The following is a 16,313-nucleotide window of genomic DNA, read 5'->3' as shown; positions in this document are numbered from 1 at the left end:
GAGCAAACCTCACTTGCTAAGGTGGGGCGGCAACATACGTTGCCGCCGGCCTTTTTACGCGTTAAAAAGGTTTAATACAAATTTTATTAGGCGCTGAATAGCAATCATCGCCGGTTGGACAACCAAAATATGCCGCAGTGTCGCAACCTATTGAATTACAGACAGTCGCCCCTGATTCGCCCCCTGCGATGTGTGGCGTTTGTTGCTGCGACAGCGACTGAACGTGAGTAAGTTGCTTGATACTTTTTTTGTGTAGTTTAATTTTCATGTAAATCTCCTTTTATGCATTTTGCATAACTAACCTACTGCCATGTTGAATAAAAATCAACCACCTCATACCTTGACAAATTAACAGATAGTCATGCTTTGTCCTTCTTCGTTTTTTCTTTACCATGATACTATGCTTATCAATTGCTATAGACTAAGGACTGCCTGCCTATGAAACTCAGGATTCTCGCTGCGTTATCTTTGCTGACCTCTTCTTCTGTGCTCGCCAGTGAACAGGACGACCCGGACGACTTAGAGCTGATCAAACAATGTGTACTGAACGAGATCATCGCCGGAGATCAACAACAAACCGTTGCACAGCTCAAAGCCTACTGCCAAAAGCTGAACGAAACCCGCCTCAGTAAGCTGGACCGCCGCATGGCACGGGAAATGGTGACAGAAAACAACCGTAATGTACTGACACCACACAACCGCAACTATATTTTGCCGGCAACCTATGTCAAAAACCCAAACTCCCGGCCCTTTGACGGCTTAAAAGCCATCCAGGAGGAAGAAGGCGAGCCTCTCGATCATATGGAGGTCAAATACCAGATCTCGATGAAAGTGCCGCTGTATCGTCATTTTGAAGACAAAGATCAGGCGGTGTATGTTGGTGTGACACTGCAATCCTACTGGCAGCTTTATAACAAAGATATTTCCTCTCCGTTTCGTGAAACCAATTACGAGCCGGAGATCTTCTGGGTCAACTTTCTGGACGATGAAAACGTGCTGTGGGGTGACGAAATGGCCATTATTCTGGGCGCATCACACCAGTCAAATGGCCGCAGCCAGCCGAACTCGCGTTCCTGGAACCGCCTTTATGCCAACTTTATCTGGGAATATGAGGGCTTCGTATTCAGCTTTAAGCCCTGGTACCGCCTGCCGGAAGATGACAAGCCAGAGCCATTAGCGGCAAAAGGCGATGACAACCCGGATATTCATAAATACATGGGTTATTTTGAGCTCAGTGGTGCCTATCGCCATGGCAAGCATGAATTTGGTTTTATGACCCGGAACAATTTTAACAGCGACAATCATGGCGCCATACAACTCGACTGGTCATTTCCTTTACTGGGCTCTTCGCGGGTGCGTGGTTATGTGCAGTACTTTAATGGCTATGGCGAGAGTTTAATTGACTACAACGCCCATATTCAGCGTCTGGGCCTGGGTATTGCAGTCACCGATCTGCTCTAAGCTCACTATCACGGCCTGCTGGCGCAGGCCGTACAATCCTTATTTGATAACCACAAATATACCTTCAAATTTCGCCACCAGCACATCGCCATCATAGACGTTCACCGGCACCCGGTATTTCGCTTTGCCCTCATCGTTGAGTGCGCTCAGCTCACCACTACACTCAGCCAGTGTCACCGTCGCACAGGGTGCGGTCGTCAGGGGTTTAAGATACTGAATATTGGCATCCGCCAACACAATATTCCCTTCCAGGGCCAGCTCTTTGAGCGCCAGATAAGTCGCCCCCCAACCGGTTAAGGTCGCCATGCTGTAAACCGATCCGGCAAACATCGAGTTATGCAGGTTCAGGTTTGCTTTGAGATCGGCACGGGTTGAGAACTGCCAGTCGGTATAGCTTTCTACCTTAATGCCCATCGCATCGCTGATAGGGATCGACTCGCGCCAGGTATCCTGTAACACTTGGGTCCATTGCGGATGGCGGAACCAGCCCGGCTCACAAGGGCGTTGTTTAACCATTTTCCAGTGCTGCACATCGCCATAAGACAGGTGGGCTTTTTCAATCATTTTGTAGCCATGGCGCTCATAAAAGGCCAGCGCCCGCTCTCTGGCAAACAGCACCAGCTCTTCGGCCTTCTGCGTCCAGGCAATTTTTTCCAGCTCATGCAGCAAACGGCTACCAAGGTGATGACCACGATGCGCCTCATCAACTGCCATGTAACGGACCTGAGCTTGCTGTTGATTATTAAAGTGCAAACGGGCCACGCCAAGCACCTGGCCTTCGTTATTTTTGATATAACGGTGCTCAGCCTCCTGCTCAAGGTCGTCCTGCTCGCTGCCTCTGGGCTGATCCCAGGGGGCCCGCAGTACCTGCCATCGTAATTGATAATACGCTTGCCAATCTTCACTGCTCTGTGGCGCTGTTATTTGAAACATGGTGACTCCTGTGCTTTTCCTGTCGCCGAGGCGATATGCTCGGCCTGTGCAACCTGCTCCCACTGTTTTACGGGGAACTTTTGTCTAATTTATGGACCTTACCTTACAAGAAAAGTGGGCGACTGGGAATGATTGGCCAGATTTGGCCAATTTGTCATGTAAATTCAACGAAACGCGCTGGCAGAACTGTGAAGCCCAGCTATGCTGATGTAACTATGCAAGATTTTATAACCGAACCCGGCACCATCAGTAACGAGTTTGTGCACCAGAGTCATCAGCTCGGGCACCTGCTGTATTGGCACAAGCATGGCAAAATCAGCATACAGGTACGTCAGGAAAAATCCTTACGCTGGTTACTGATAAACGACATACTGCAATCCGTGATTGAACTCAATCATCCGGAGAAACTACTTTTTCCGCATTTACAGGTGTTAGCTGCGTTGTGGCAAAAATGCCCCGCGCCTGGCAAAGTGCTGGAACTGGGGCTCGGCGCCGGTGCTATCCGGGATTATCTGCATATCAGCTACCCGGACTGTCAGATCACCTCTATCGATAATAACCCGGATATCATCCACTGCTACAAGCGCTATTTTGGCGGCGACCCTATTTCAAATGTCAGCTGTAGCGATGCCTATCAGGCACTGGAAAACAATGGCCATTATGACTGGATCATCCTGGATTTGTTCAGCCAGCTGGATGCGCCGCGGTTTTTGTACGAACACAAGTTTTACACACAAATTCGCGCCACACTCAACGAAGGCGGGCGCTTGTATATTAATTTTCTTGCAGAGCATGATTCGCAATTAAAACAGCTCGAGCATCTGCTTATCACCAACTTTGGCAAAAAACCTTTCGTACACAAAGTGCCCGATTACGCCAATCACATTATTTCACTGACGCGCTGAGCACACTCTCGATTACACCGACAAGTTAAAGGTCACCGGGCCATCGTTGCACAGGCTCACCTGCATATCGGCCGCAAAACGGCCAGTGGCGACACGCAGTCCCGACGCTTTTGCCTGAGCAACAAAGTATTCGTAAAGCGCTTCGGCTTGCGCCGGTGTGGCTGCAGAAGAAAAGCTCGGCCGCATACCTTTTTTGGTGTCCGCCGCCAGCGTAAACTGAGAAACCACCAGCAACTCACCTTCGATGTCTCTCAGGCTCAGATTCATTTTGCCCTGGTCATCGGTGAAAATACGATAGTTACTGATTTTGTGCAGCAAGCTGTCTGCACTTTTTTGCTCGTCGGCCTTTTCGACGCCAAGCAGGACCAGGATCCCCTGGCCAATTTGACCGACACATTCTCCCTCGACCACCACACTGGCCTGACTGACTCTTTGAATTAATCCCTGCACTGTTACCTCAATGGTTTGCGGATATGATTGATAATGCGCCTAATGTGCCAGCTTACACAGCAGCAGATCAGCAGCGCGACGTATGGCTTCGGAATATACTGCATTTGTAGCGCAGTGCCCAACTTCTTCGAGGATCAGCAAGCGGGCATTGAGTTGCTCCGCCAGTGCCTGGGCCATGGCAAAGCGGCAGACATAATCATGGCGGCTATGGATCATCCAGACCGGTAAATGCTTAAGCTGTTCGGCCTGATGAAAGATCTGTTGCTCCTGAATAAAGCAGCGCGAGTTAAAATAATGCACCATGATCCTGGCCTGTTGCACCACTGCCTGTTCATGGTCCAGCTGATAGCGCTGTGCCTGACTACCCACGCTCAGCTGGCGGTCCCAGTCATGCCACTGCTGCGCTGCCCGGCGCACTGCCACTTCGTCATCACAGTGGAGTAACTGCGCGTAGCGCGCCAATACCGCCTTGTAGTCTGCCTCTCCCTGACTGAACATCTGATAGCGCTCCGGATAGAATTGGGCGCCAACACCACTGACACCATACAACCACTGTAAGTCACTCTGGCACGCCAAAAAAGACGCCCACAATATTAGGCCCTGCACCCGCTTGGGATGACGCTGAGCAAACAACAATGCCAGCGTAGCGCCCCAGGAGCCACCGGCCAGTACACACTGGCTGATGTCCAGATAAGACAGCAAATGGTCAATATCTTGCAGTAAATGCTCGGTGGTGTTGTACGTGAGTTGTTGCGGCGAAGACTGGCCACAGCCACGCTGGCTGTACAATATAATGCGATAGCGTTGTGGGTTAAAATAACTGGCCGAGCTGCGACACAAGCCGCTGCCCGGGCCGCCATGACAGATCACCACCGGGATCCCGGTCTCCAGACCAAACTCTTCTACGTGTAGCTGGTGTCCATCAGACACCGCCAAATGAAAACTTCGCCGCGGCGACTCCAGCCGATATAATTGCGTCATTGCACACCTCTTTATTCTGGTGTGTCTTGATCCTCACAATCCTTTTCGGACAAACAGGCAGTAAATTCGGCCCCTAACAGCACCACCATCCAGGACAAGTACACCCAGACAAATAAAATAGGCACTGTGGCCAGGGCACCGTAGATCACCTCATACGAGGGGAAATGGCTGATATACAGGGCAAAGCCTTTTTTAGTTAGTTCAAATAACAAAGCCGCAAAAAATGCCCCGGGTATCGCTGCCTGATAAGACACGCGTGTATTTGGTACTAAAGTATAGAGCATAAAAAAGCCAGCCATGGAAATAACATAGGGCAAAAGCTTCAATAAGAAACCGCTGAAGCCCGGGATCCCCTGATCGGCAAACGATACCAACGAAACGATATAAGAGGTCACCCCTATGCTGGCACCCAGCAATACAGGGCCCAATGTCAGTACCATCCAGTAAATCGCGAAGGAAATCATCATGGGCCGGGACTTTTCAACCCGCCAGATGCGATTGAGCGCCGCATCCACATTGCGGATCAGTAACAGCGCAACCGCCGTCAAAAAGCCAATCCCCACCGCAGTCATCTCGTTGGCATTGCCGGTAAAGGCACTAATGTGAGATTTAATGGTGTCTGTTGAGGTGGGCACAAAGTTATTAAAAATAAAATTTTCTATCGCATCCCGGGCATCCTGAAAGCCGGGGAAGGCACTGAAAATTGCCACCCCAACTGCCACCAGCGGGATCAGTGATAATAAGGTCACATACGCCAGATAGCCGGCGTTGATGGTCAGTTGATCTTCCTGACAACGTTTAAAAAAGCGCTGCCACCAGTCGGGCTGGCTTCTGAGCAACGCACGACATTGCAAGTCAAGACGTTGCAACCGCAGGCGCCATAATTCATTCATCATTACACAGGTTTACAGAGTGAGTTTTGCACATCTTACCAATCCCAGTCATAATTCATAGGGTCAGATTTAAGTATAAGCCGTTATGTATCAACTGCATTAGGAAAGCCGATGAACAATTCTGTGTTAACAACGAGCCTCATTATCTTAAGCCTGAGCCTGCTCAGTGCCTGTCAAAGCGCGTACTATGCCGCTTGGGAAAAGGTCGGGGTGCATAAGCGCGAAATTTTAGTGGACCGTGTGGAAAATACCAAAGAAGCACAACAGGTCACGCAACAGGAGTTTCAGTCTGCGCTGGAGCGCCTGACCACTTTGATTAACTTTGATGGTGGCGAATTACAAAGCGTGTATCAACAACTCAATGATGATTACCTCGCCAGTGAAGCCGCGGCGCAGGACGTGCGCACCAACATAGACAAAGTAGAGGATGTTGCTGAAGCCCTGTTCTCAGAATGGCAGGATGAGCTGACGCAGTATTCGAGCGCCAAACTCAAGCGCCAGAGCGAGCAAAAACTGCGTCAAACGCAGCGCCAGTTTGACAAGCTGCTACGCTCAATGCGCGCCAGCGAAGCCAAAATGCAGCCGGTCCTGGATTCGCTCAAAGACAATGTGCTGTACTTAAAGCACAACCTCAATGCCCAAGCGATTGCCGCGATCAAAGGCGAGTTCAGTGGTTTAAAACGCGATATTCAGTCGCTTATCACGGATATGAATCGCTCTATTGAAGACTCCAATGCCTTTATCGCGAGCATGAATAATACCAATCAGCCATAAACGAGACGCCATGTTCAGCAACGGTTAGCTCAGCCTGTTAACCGTTGCTACCGAGCTACCCGGCATAGATCACCTGCAAATCGCAGTTAAAGATGGGGATGGCGGCATAACTGCGATGTCCCATTACCTGGTAAGTGGCAGCTGGTTTCTCTCCAAATCGCGTTTGCACTGTGTGTGACGTAACTTGATAGGCTTGCTGGATGGTCCCCTGACCGCTATCCCAGATCAGAGTTAGATAAGGATGGTTATAGAGCCACTTCCCTTGCGTCATTGTGTCCGTAAGCAACCAGTCTCCCGTTGTCTTTAGCTCAATCTGAAATGCGTCCAACGCGCAATTGTGTGAAAACACTACCTCAGGCAGAGCCACTTGCGCCAGCTCACCGGGAAAGTACAGGCCGTAGTTTCCTTCACTGAAACGATGATATTCGCCGTTAAACTCCTGCACATCGAGCCCGCTATAGCCTAACGCTTGTACCACCTCTGACAGCTGTGAGATCAGCACATCATTTTGATCCGCGGGAAAACGATTCAGACGGACAGTATCACTGTCACTGTTGTACTCTACAGGCACAGCAAGGTCATTTAAGACATAGTTTATATTGGCCTGCTCTAACTGACTCACCAATATTTTTTGCTCTGTGTCGTCCAAAGACGAGTGGAACACATGTACCACAGGATGAGTGCTGCAGGCGCTCAGCAACACGCACCCAACCAAAGACCATAACCGCATGAAAACTCCTTATTCTTGTTATTATGGTCTGAGTAAATCATAGTTGCGCAAGCGCTGTCCAATATGTCAGCACATCTCGCGGGTTTAATGGCTGCGTGTCAGCCAGTTTTGCACTGCGGTTTTGGGATACACAATCTCTTTAAACAAGCGGTGGCGCTCAAACTTCAGGTCGTTTTCCTGACTGGGTAAGCCAGCTTGTACCTGGCTGTGATGTTCATTAAATCGTGAGATCAGTGTCAATTTGTCTCTGCCCTGATTGAGCTGAGTATTGAGATAACCACGCACATCATCTGCTGTCATTAACCCCGATGCCTCTAAGTTCATCAGATCTTTTTTTAGTGCAGAACGGATCCCCATGGAGTGTCTCCTGTTGTCATAATTTACAAAAGCCGCAGCGAATGACTGCTAAAAGCGACGGCCCTGGGCCGCCCGACTCCGATCGGCGTGCAAGATACACACCAAATGCTGCAATTACATTAAAGACACGGTGACAAACGAAAAAGTTTCGTGGTTCACCGCAGCGTCGCGCTATACTGTCGCAAAACATCCAGTGAGGTTGTGATATGAATCAAGAATATATCGAAATTGAGCTCGAAGAAGAGCCAATTGAACTTTGTAACCTGTTAAAAGTATTAGACTTTGCAGAAAGTGGCGGGCAAGCTAAGCAGCTTATTGCGGCAGGATATGTGGGCGTTAACGGCGAACTTTGTACGGTTAAACGCAAGAAATTGTACGCCGGTGACACCCTCTATTTTAACGAAGAAACCTTTATGCTGACTCTGGCAGAAGGTGCTATTCCGGCCGAACGTAGCCAGCCAACACCGCCAGTTGCGCACCAAAGCAGTGCACCTGCAGCTTCTGATAAAGGCAAAAAGTCCAGTCAGTCAGGCAAAAAGCGACGCAATAAGCAAAAGAATAATGTCGACAGTGTGACGGGCAGAAAGCCCATTTCGTTTGGATAAACCGGAGCGTATCACATGAGTATCTGGTATCGGCCTGTCACTTTGGCAGAGTGTCAGGCACTGGATGAAGGCCATCATCAAAAAGGCACCCTGATGAAAACCTTGGGGATCAGCATCAGTGAAATTGGTGATGATTACCTGGTAGCCACTATGCCGGCAACCCCGGCACACCACAATCCGCTTGGCATGGTCCACGGCGGTGCCAACGTGGCGCTGGCCGAAACCGTGGCCAGCTATGCGGCCAACTTTGTGGTCGACTTTGAGCGGTTTTATTGTGTTGGTCAGGAGATCAATGCCAATCACCTTAAAGCATCGCGCAATGGAACCCTCACCGCCACAGCCCGCCCTTTGCATCTGGGTCGACGTACCTCGGTTTGGGAGGTGAAGATCGTCAATGCACGGGGCGAGCTCTGCTGTGTTGCCCGTATGACCGCCGCCGTTGTTGAACGTCGATGACATTAACCGCTGCCCGTTTGATATAGCGCAAACCTTTTTATTATTTACAATAGCACAATGATCTCAAGCCAAATTCAGGAGGCTGAGATCATGCTCCCGCAAAAACGCCTGATTGTTATTCTCCACTGTGTGATTGTCTGCGGACTGTTACTCATTTTTACCGGCCACACCCTGCTAAGCGCACAATGGCTCGCAGAGCTGGGGCCTACAGGCTATGCGCTCGGTGCAGCCTGCATTGCCATAGGCCTGATCTGCTCATTGCCCACCAAAATCTATCTGACTATCCTACTGATGCGCAGAGAAAAGTAGCGGCTACGGCCGCGTTCCCGGCTTTGCCTCTGTGCGGGCATTTCGCTACAATTTGTCTCTCAGTTTCTCATTCAGATATATCCATGGACCACGTAGATACAGTGATCATTGGCGCCGGGGTCGTAGGCTTAAGCCTCGCGGCCCGCCTCAGTCAGACCCGCCCGGTGCTGGTCATCGACCAGATGGGACAATTCGGCGAACACACCAGCAGCCGCAACAGCGAAGTGATCCATGCCGGACTCTATTATGATGCGCACAGCCTCAAAGCGCGCCTGTGTGTGCGTGGTAAGGCCTTGCTGTATGAGCACTGCGAGCGCTTCCACGTACCGGCTAAACGACTCGGTAAAATTTTATTCGCGCGCACAGCCGCTGAGCAAGACAAGCTGGCTGCAATCGAGGCGCAGGCAAAGCGCAATGGCGTACATGACCTGACCCCACTTAGCCAGGCACAAATTGCCGAGATGGCCCCCGGACTGCGTGCCAGTGCCGCGCTGTTTTCTCCGTCTACCGGCATTATCGACAGTCATCAGTTGATGCTGTCTTTGGTGCATCAGCTGGAGCACGCAGGTGGTAACCTGGTCTGCCACACCCGCTTTGACTCGGCACAACCAACGGCCAACGGGTTTAATCTGGTCCTGGATTGTGACGGCGAAAGCTTTAAGCTGAGCTGTAATACACTGATCAATGCAGGCGGCCTGTTTGCGCAAGATAATGCCAAACGCATCCATGGGCTGGATGCAAACCATATTCCACAAAGCCATTTATGTCGTGGTCAGTATTTTTGTTATCAGGGTGCCCATCCATTTCATCATCTTATCTACCCAATGCCGGAGCAACACGGCCTGGGGATCCACGCCACGTTAGACATGGCCGGTCAACTCAGATTTGGGCCAGACACCCAGTTTATAGATAAGCTGGATTACCAGGTGGACGCTCAGGCAAAAGCCCGCTTTGTTGCAGCCATCCAAAGCTACTGGCCCGCACTGGACCCTGAACGGTTACAGCCGGACTATGTGGGAATAAGGCCTAAGTTATATCGAAGTCAGGGGCAAGACTTTGTTATTGAAGGGCATCAACACCATGGGATTAACGGTCTTATCAACCTGTTTGGCATTGAGTCACCCGGTCTGACCGCCAGCCTGGCGATCGCCGAGTATGTTGAGGCGCAGCTTAAACGCTAGAGCTCTTCGAGCTTTTTGCTGCGCTCCTGCATCAGTTTTTCGATGTTCTGGGCATCCTGTACCAGCTTTTTGATGTCGCTCGGGCTCATGTTGGCGGGTAAGTCTTTGGGAATGCGGCCGGCATCTTGCTGCTCTTTTAGCTGCTTAAGAATATCGGTGTTCTCCGCCGCCATAATGGTGATTTTGCTCGGATCCAGCGTCATTTCTTCACTCTGCCCACGGGCATTTGGCCGGTCTGAGTAATGCCAGTTGCCCTGCGCATCCTGCCATTTATAGATTTTACTGGGTTTTTGCTGAGACGCAGGTTCATCCGAACTGTTTACGATATCCACCGCTTTATCCAGCTGCTGCTTTGACTCGTCCAGTATTTGCTGGGCCTGAGTTTGCGCCTTGCCGAGGATATCATCCAGGCTTAACCAGGTGCGGCCGTCAGGCCGCTTTAAAACAAACAGCGATGCCACGCCGACCAGCATCACCATAATTAACAGATAACTTGCGTACTTCATTGCGGCACTCCTTTTATATCGAGGCCATACTTTAACAGTATAGAGCGATATTCGGTAGAGTGACGAAAGCGCATAAAGAAATCACTAAATTGTGCGCAGCCTTTTAGCCCCAGCGCACTGCGATTAAACTGTAATTGTAATGCCGCGGTATCGACCACCTGATGCACTTTAAGCGCAGTGATAAATTTGGGGTTACTCAGCTGGAGCCAGCGAATGGTGGGCAGGCTCATAAAAGCAAAGCGACGGTCCTCTTTCACCGGCGAGGCAAGCGCATCCAGCATCTCCCGCTCAGAGTAAAACAGCTTCTGCTGCAACTGCCCCTGTGTCAGTGCTTCCTCTACGGTCGGGTAGGTGTAACCAAACCGGCCAAGCATAATGAAATCCTGATAACTTTGCGTGGGCACTGCGCCATCCTGATGAGTGATCAAGACATCTTTGACCCAGTATAACCCCGGGCTCCAGCACATCGGGCTGTCACCCCGATACCAGGATTCAGACTCCATTCGCACCTGGATCCTGTCGTGGCTGATCAGCTTTTTTGAGCGCTCTTCCGGAATATAATCTACGTCCACCGGCGCGCCATTCAGAGTAAAATGGGTTAGCAGCTCAGGGAGCACACCGGGACGCTCAGGGTCGCCGGTCACAAAAGGCGGAAAGGCGTTGTAGGGTAAGGCGACACGCAGCACCGACAACTCGCTTCCTGTCGGTGGCAAGGGCGAGACAGCACTGTGACCACTGATTGACATCAGCCACAGCAACAGACCAAACAAACTGCGTATTGAGCGCATCGCATTCACCTACTCTTTTCCCTCGTTAGTCACAGTGTAGCGTTTCAGTCTCATTTGTGACAAAAAAGCGGACCGGGCTGTATCGCCGGGTCCGCTTATTATATTCGTGCTCTGACAGAGACGTTTATACCAATTTTCTTAATTAAGTGTTCTATTTTGAGGCGAGAAAATATGGTCGATAACACCGCTCTCGCGTCCTGCTATCGCTGAGGCACCTACATCCATGTAGGCGAGGCAAAATTTTGCTATTTAGTTGTTCTAAATGAAAAATTTTTAACACCGTTAGCGTCATATTTGCTCCTTCAAATTGACCAGGTAGTAAGTGAAATTGGTATTAAATACCGTCCCCGTCAATGTGCAAGCCACATTCCCGGTTAAGGCCAAAGAAACGCGTTTCCTCTTCGCTCATACCTGGCTCCAGTTTACGGGTGGTATGCACATCACCCATAGACACATAGCCTTGCTCCCATAAAGGATGATAAGACAAGCCATGTTTGGTCAGATACTGGTACACGTCACGGTTGTGCCAGTCGATGATCGGATACACCTTCACCGTCCCACGGCTTATCTCTAAGATTTGCTTATCGGCGCGGGTAGAAGATTGCTGACGACGTAAACCACTGAACCAGGTGCCTGCCTGAAGCTCTTTTAAGGCCCGGGTCATCGGCTCTACCTTGTTCAGCGTGTTATAGCGCTTAATGCCCTCTTCACCCTGCTCCCACAGTTTGCCGTACTTGGCTTCCTGCCACGCCGGGCCCTGCTCGGCACGATAGACTTTCAGATTCAGGTTCAGCTGCTCAGTCAGCTCATCAATAAATTGATAAGTTTCCGGGAACAAATACCCGGTGTCCGTCAGTACCACAGGAATATCTGGACGCTGACGGGTTACTAAATGCAGCATCACCGCAGCCTGAATACCAAAGCTGGACGACAAAATCGGGTTATCTGGCAAGTTTTCCAGCGCCCAGATCACTCGCTCTTCAACACTTTTTTGCGCCAGCATGCCGTTGGCATCATTTAATAATGCCTGCTGTGAGGCCTTATCCAGTGTCAGGATTTGTTTAAAGTCACTCATTACTCATTCCCAGTATTCCACCACAACTCACCGCTGTGGTCAGGGGCGCCGAGCGCCCACTGTATTATGCATGGAAGTCGGTTTTAGATACCTTAACTTCAGCCACAATTTCCTTACGGATCACAAAGTCACCAAAACATTCATCCGGCTGACGCTCTGTGGCCCACTGGCCAATCAGCTCGTCCAGTGCCGGCAGGTAGACCTCTTCACCGACATTTTCCAGATACAGTTTCGGGATCCGCGTCCCGGCACGGTTACCGCCCAGGTATACGTTGTATTTGCCCGGCCCTTTACCGACAAAGCCAATTTCTGCCAGCATGGCGCGGCCACAGCCGTTTGGACAACCAACCACACGCAAGATGATGTCGTCGTCAGCAATCTCATGTTTGGCCAGAATTTCTTCCGTTTTTTCAATCAACTCAGGCAGGTAACGCTCGGCTTCCGCCATGGCGAGCGGACAGGTTGGCAAAGACACACAGGCCATCGAGTTTTTACGCTGCTCAGTATGCGCATCATCAATTAGGCCGTGTTCACGGGCCAGCTGTTCAATCTCATCTTTTTGCTCTGCCGGCACGCCCGCGATGATCAGGTTTTGGTTTGCTGTCATGCGGAAATCGCCCTGATGGATCTCGGCAATCTTGCGACAGCCGGTTTTCAGCGATTTGCCCGGGTAATCCAAAATCCGGCCACTTTGAATAAATACCGTCAGGTGGTGCTTACCATCAATGCCCTCAACCCAGCCAATGCGGTCGCCACGATGGGTGAATTCATACGGACGGCTCGGTGCAAAGGTCACACCGGCACGTTTTTCTACTTCCGCTTTAAACGCATCGGTACCAAAGGTATCCAGCGTATATTTGGTTTTTGCGTTCTTACGATTCGCACGGTTACCCCAGTCACGCTGTACACCAACCACGTGCTCGGCCACCGCTAGCGTGTCGTCCAGGCTGATAAAGCCAAAGTCATCGGCCTTACGTGGGTAGGTGTTCACATCACCATGGGTCATGGCCAATCCGCCGCCCACCAGGACGTTGAAGCCAACCAGCTTGCCGTCTTCAGCAATGGCGACAAAGTTCAGGTCGTTAGCGTGCACATCCACTTCGTTGTTAGGTGGAATAGTCACTGTGGTTTTGAACTTACGCGGTAAGTAAGTGCTACCTAGCACCGGCTCTTCTTCGGTGGTTTCCTGCTTTTCACCGTTTAACCAGATCTCGGCGTAGGCACGGGTTTTTGGCAGTAAATGCTCAGAAATGCGTGCCGCCCACTCGTAGGCTTCCTGGTGTAGTTCAGACTCAACCGGGTTGGTGGTACACAGTACGTTACGGTTTACGTCACCGGCGGTGGCGATGGAGTCAATGCCCACATCGTTCAGCGTCAGGTGCATTTCTTTAATGTGTGGCTTCAATACACCGTGGAACTGGAAGGTCTGACGCGTGGTCAGACGAATGCTGCCATACTCGGTTTTTTCTTCAGCAAATTTGTCGATAGCCAACCACTGATGCGGCTTGATGATCCCGCCCGGCATTCGCGCACGCAGCATGACGTTGTGCATCGGCTCGAGCTTTTGCTTGAGTCGCTCGGCACGAATGTCGCGGTCATCCTGCTGATACATACCGTGGAAACGGATCAGCTGAAAGTTGTCGTCAGTAAATCCACCGGTCAGCTGATCGCCCAGGTCGGTTTTAATGGTGCCACGCAGCAGGTTACTCTGGGTTTTCAAACGCTCGTTATCTGACAGTTTGGCGTTCGGGTCGAGCTTACTGTTGGGTTTGTAATCGCTATTGCTCATCTTTATTCCTAAATTCTTACACTGTGACGGTGTGTACTGACTAATCCCGCAGGATTAGTACACGTCTTTTTGATAGCGACCCGCGCTGCGTAGCTCTTTGAGATACTCTTCAGCTTCCTCGTCGCTCTTACCTGCATACTGCTTAACGATGTCTACTAATGCCTGATGAACGTCCTTGGCCATACGGCTGGCGTCTCCACACACATAAAAGTGCGCACCATTTTGCAACCATGTATACACGTCCTGACCCTTTTCGCGTAAACGGTCCTGAACGTAGATTTTTTCTGCCTGATCGCGGCTAAAGGCCAGATCAATGCGATTCAGTACGCCCGATTTCACGTACTTTTGTAATTCAACCTGATACAGGAAATCCTGAGTAAAGTGTGGGTTACCGAAGAATAACCAGTTGTCGCCCTCAGCATCGCGTGCCTCGCGCTCTTGCAAGAAGGCGCGGAATGGCGCAATACCGGTACCAGGACCGACCATAATCACGGGGGTATTGTCGTCTGCTGGTAAACGGAAATTATCGTTATGCTCACTAAACACTTTAACCTGTGTGCCTTCCTCAACGCGATGCGCCAGGAAACCAGAGCAACCGCCCTGATGGGTTTCACCAAAGGCCTCAAACTCCACCAGACCCACTGTCAGGTGCACTTCTTCTTCTACTTCAGCCTGGCTCGACGCAATAGAATACAAACGCGGCTGGATCTTACGACAGCTGTCAACCAGCGCCTGCGCGCTGAGTGTTCCCGGCTGTTGCTTGATGATATCGAAAATCTGACGCGCTTCGATGTACTCACGCAGCGCGGCTTTGTCACCGGCCAGTGTACTCAGCTCTGCGTTATTCGTTGCAGCCGCATACTTTTCGACAAAGCCTGGGTAAGACTGAGTCAGCTCCAGCTTTTCAATCAAGGCAGTGCGCAGTGTCAGCGTCTCGCTGCCCAGCGTCACTTCGCTGTCACCTTCAAGACCAAGCAGGCCGATAACCTCGTCCACACGTTGTTCGTCATTGAGGAAAAAGACGCCCAGTGAATCACCCGGCTGATATTGAATGTCTGACCCTTCGAGTGAAATTTCGACGTGGCGAACATCTTTGGTCGAGTTACGGCCAGTGATCTTCTGTACCACAGAGATTTCTGCGCTGAACGGACTTTGCTTAGTGTACTGGCTGGCATGGGCACCGGCCGTTGCCAATGGCATGGCTACTACATTGGCACCACCTTCTGCCTGCTGTGCCTTTAGCGCAGGCTCAAAGGCATCGAGTGCACTGTCAATCCAGGCTGTTGCCTGATCTTCATAGTCCACATCCAGATCTGCACGGGCAACCACAGATTCGGCACCCAGCTTTTGCAAGCGCTCTTCAAAATCAATGGCCGTCTGACAGAAAAACTCATAACTCGAGTCGCCAAGGCCGAGTACTGCGATTTTAACACCATCCAGTTTCGGGGCTTTTTTACCGGCCAAAAAGGCGTGCAAGGTTTCTGCGTCTTCAGGTGGCTCACCCTCACCATAGGTCGAAACAGCCACGGCAATAAACTGCTCTTTCTTCAGTGCCGCAGGCTTGTAGTCAGCCATATTAACCAACTTGGTTTGCAGGCCGCGTGCTTTAGCGGCACTTTCTAGTTGCGCCGCAACCCCTTTGGCATTGCCGGTTTGAGAACCGTACAAAATCGTCAAAGGTGCTACTTCTGCAGCAGCCGCAGGTGCCTGTCCTAATGTGCCGGCAAGTGCGGCGGTGTTGGCGTTGGCAGCCAGATAACCACTGACCCAGGCCTGCTGGATCGGATTAAGTTCCGCCACTAACCCCTGTAATTTTTGCAGTTGTTCTTGTGTCAGCGGACTGGCCGCGGCACTGAGTTGACTTAACAACATGATGATTGTTTCCCCATAACCCTTATATAGCTTGCCCCGCCGAACTGCCCGGCGGTTCCACCCGCGCACAGTTGCAATTCGGTCATTTTCTTAGCATGCAGGATACGCAACTCACCGCGCGACAAAAAGAACAGTATCTGCTTTGTTATTCCATTTGGTTATGGATATTCAAAAACTCCAAATAAAACAGATTAAAAATCATTGTACCGATTTTTACAATTAAAAAGTTAACGACAATGTAACAGAAA

At 50.7% G+C, this 16,313-nt stretch carries 19 protein-coding genes; 7 read left to right on the top strand and 12 right to left on the bottom strand.

The genetic code is table 11. The features are described 5' to 3' along the window. Positions 1-61: 61 nt before the first annotated feature. Entirely contained in the window at positions 62-268 is a 207-nt protein-coding gene (locus L1285_RS10240; protein WP_235412256.1) for a hypothetical protein, read from the bottom strand. A gap of 170 nt (positions 269-438) precedes the next feature. Between L1285_RS10240 and L1285_RS10235 the strand changes: the two genes are divergently transcribed. Continuing rightward, positions 439-1,461, top strand: a complete 1,023-nt coding sequence (locus L1285_RS10235) for a phospholipase A (protein ID WP_235412255.1) — start codon at positions 439-441, stop codon at positions 1,459-1,461. Between the two features lie 39 nt (positions 1,462-1,500). Here the strand turns inward: L1285_RS10235 and L1285_RS10230 are convergent, their stop codons facing one another. Beyond that, positions 1,501-2,394, bottom strand: a complete 894-nt coding sequence (locus L1285_RS10230; protein ID WP_046006120.1) for a bifunctional GNAT family N-acetyltransferase/hotdog fold thioesterase — start codon at positions 2,392-2,394, stop codon at positions 1,501-1,503. Positions 2,395-2,609: 215 nt separating this feature from the next. On the opposite strand from L1285_RS10230, the gene L1285_RS10225 reads away from it, so the two are divergent. Then, complete coding sequence (locus L1285_RS10225; protein ID WP_235412254.1) at positions 2,610-3,299, top strand: spermidine synthase; 690 nt, start codon at positions 2,610-2,612, stop codon at positions 3,297-3,299. Positions 3,300-3,311: 12 nt separating this feature from the next. Here L1285_RS10225 and dtd read toward each other — a convergent pair whose 3' ends face one another. Genes dtd through L1285_RS10210 form a run of 3 tightly spaced genes read right to left on the bottom strand, consistent with a single transcriptional unit; the run spans position 3,312 to position 5,623 of the window. Then, a complete protein-coding gene (gene dtd, locus L1285_RS10220; protein WP_235412253.1) occupies positions 3,312-3,749 on the bottom strand; it encodes a D-aminoacyl-tRNA deacylase in 438 nt (145 codons plus the stop codon). Between the two features lie 39 nt (positions 3,750-3,788). After that, positions 3,789-4,730 (bottom strand): alpha/beta fold hydrolase, encoded by a 942-nt coding sequence (locus L1285_RS10215; RefSeq protein ID WP_235412252.1) that lies wholly within the window; start codon positions 4,728-4,730, stop codon positions 3,789-3,791. An 11-nt stretch (positions 4,731-4,741) separates the two neighbouring features. Beyond that, positions 4,742-5,623, bottom strand: a complete 882-nt coding sequence (locus L1285_RS10210; RefSeq protein ID WP_425331657.1) for a virulence factor BrkB family protein — start codon at positions 5,621-5,623, stop codon at positions 4,742-4,744. A gap of 111 nt (positions 5,624-5,734) precedes the next feature. Here L1285_RS10210 and L1285_RS10205 point away from each other — a divergent pair, with 111 nt between their 5' ends. Further along, positions 5,735-6,397, top strand: a complete 663-nt coding sequence (locus tag L1285_RS10205) for a DUF2959 domain-containing protein (protein WP_235412251.1) — start codon at positions 5,735-5,737, stop codon at positions 6,395-6,397. Between the two features lie 55 nt (positions 6,398-6,452). Here the strand turns inward: L1285_RS10205 and L1285_RS10200 are convergent, their stop codons facing one another. Both L1285_RS10200 and L1285_RS10195 read right to left on the bottom strand, forming a co-directional pair. Beyond that, complete coding sequence (locus L1285_RS10200; protein ID WP_235412250.1) at positions 6,453-7,127, bottom strand: hypothetical protein; 675 nt, start codon at positions 7,125-7,127, stop codon at positions 6,453-6,455. An 84-nt stretch (positions 7,128-7,211) separates the two neighbouring features. Further along, positions 7,212-7,484, bottom strand: a complete 273-nt coding sequence (locus L1285_RS10195; protein WP_235412249.1) for a hypothetical protein — start codon at positions 7,482-7,484, stop codon at positions 7,212-7,214. Between the two features lie 206 nt (positions 7,485-7,690). Between L1285_RS10195 and L1285_RS10190 the strand changes: the two genes are divergently transcribed. From L1285_RS10190 to L1285_RS10175, 4 genes are all read left to right on the top strand, one after another. After that, on the top strand, positions 7,691-8,089 hold the full coding sequence (locus L1285_RS10190; protein WP_235412248.1) for an RNA-binding S4 domain-containing protein: 399 nt from the start codon (positions 7,691-7,693) through the stop codon (positions 8,087-8,089). A 15-nt stretch (positions 8,090-8,104) separates the two neighbouring features. Then, positions 8,105-8,545, top strand: a complete 441-nt coding sequence (locus tag L1285_RS10185; RefSeq protein WP_125716942.1) for a PaaI family thioesterase — start codon at positions 8,105-8,107, stop codon at positions 8,543-8,545. A 90-nt stretch (positions 8,546-8,635) separates the two neighbouring features. Further along, positions 8,636-8,854: a hypothetical protein gene (locus L1285_RS10180; RefSeq protein WP_235412247.1), complete on the top strand. Its 219-nt coding sequence runs from the start codon at positions 8,636-8,638 to the stop codon at positions 8,852-8,854. Positions 8,855-8,937: 83 nt separating this feature from the next. Next, a complete protein-coding gene (locus L1285_RS10175) occupies positions 8,938-10,035 on the top strand; it encodes an NAD(P)/FAD-dependent oxidoreductase (protein WP_235412246.1) in 1,098 nt (365 codons plus the stop codon). Here the strand turns inward: L1285_RS10175 and L1285_RS10170 are convergent. The 5 genes from L1285_RS10170 to L1285_RS10150 all read right to left on the bottom strand — a co-directional run bounded on the left by L1285_RS10170 (position 10,032) and on the right by L1285_RS10150 (position 16,065). Continuing rightward, the gene (locus L1285_RS10170; protein ID WP_235412245.1) at positions 10,032-10,541 is read right to left on the bottom strand and encodes a DUF4124 domain-containing protein; all 510 of its coding nucleotides are present in this window, start codon (positions 10,539-10,541) and stop codon (positions 10,032-10,034) included. The genes L1285_RS10175 and L1285_RS10170 overlap by 4 nt on opposite strands. Further along, positions 10,538-11,329, bottom strand: coding sequence for a hypothetical protein (locus L1285_RS10165; RefSeq protein WP_235412244.1), 792 nt, complete (start codon positions 11,327-11,329; stop codon positions 10,538-10,540). Before L1285_RS10165 ends, L1285_RS10170 begins: the two co-directional genes overlap by 4 nt. A gap of 334 nt (positions 11,330-11,663) precedes the next feature. Next, complete coding sequence (locus L1285_RS10160) at positions 11,664-12,404, bottom strand: phosphoadenylyl-sulfate reductase (protein WP_235412243.1); 741 nt, start codon at positions 12,402-12,404, stop codon at positions 11,664-11,666. A 64-nt stretch (positions 12,405-12,468) separates the two neighbouring features. After that, positions 12,469-14,193, bottom strand: coding sequence for an assimilatory sulfite reductase (NADPH) hemoprotein subunit (gene cysI, locus L1285_RS10155; protein ID WP_235412242.1), 1,725 nt, complete (start codon positions 14,191-14,193; stop codon positions 12,469-12,471). Between the two features lie 54 nt (positions 14,194-14,247). Then, positions 14,248-16,065, bottom strand: a complete 1,818-nt coding sequence (locus L1285_RS10150; protein WP_235412241.1) for an assimilatory sulfite reductase (NADPH) flavoprotein subunit — start codon at positions 16,063-16,065, stop codon at positions 14,248-14,250. Positions 16,066-16,313: the final 248 nt, after the last annotated feature.

The organism is Pseudoalteromonas sp. DL2-H2.2 (genome assembly GCF_021532535.1).
GTDB lineage: Bacteria > Pseudomonadota > Gammaproteobacteria > Enterobacterales > Alteromonadaceae > Pseudoalteromonas > Pseudoalteromonas rubra_A.
Note: the sequence above shows the minus strand (reverse complement) of the source record. Positions and strands in the feature narration are given on the sequence as shown.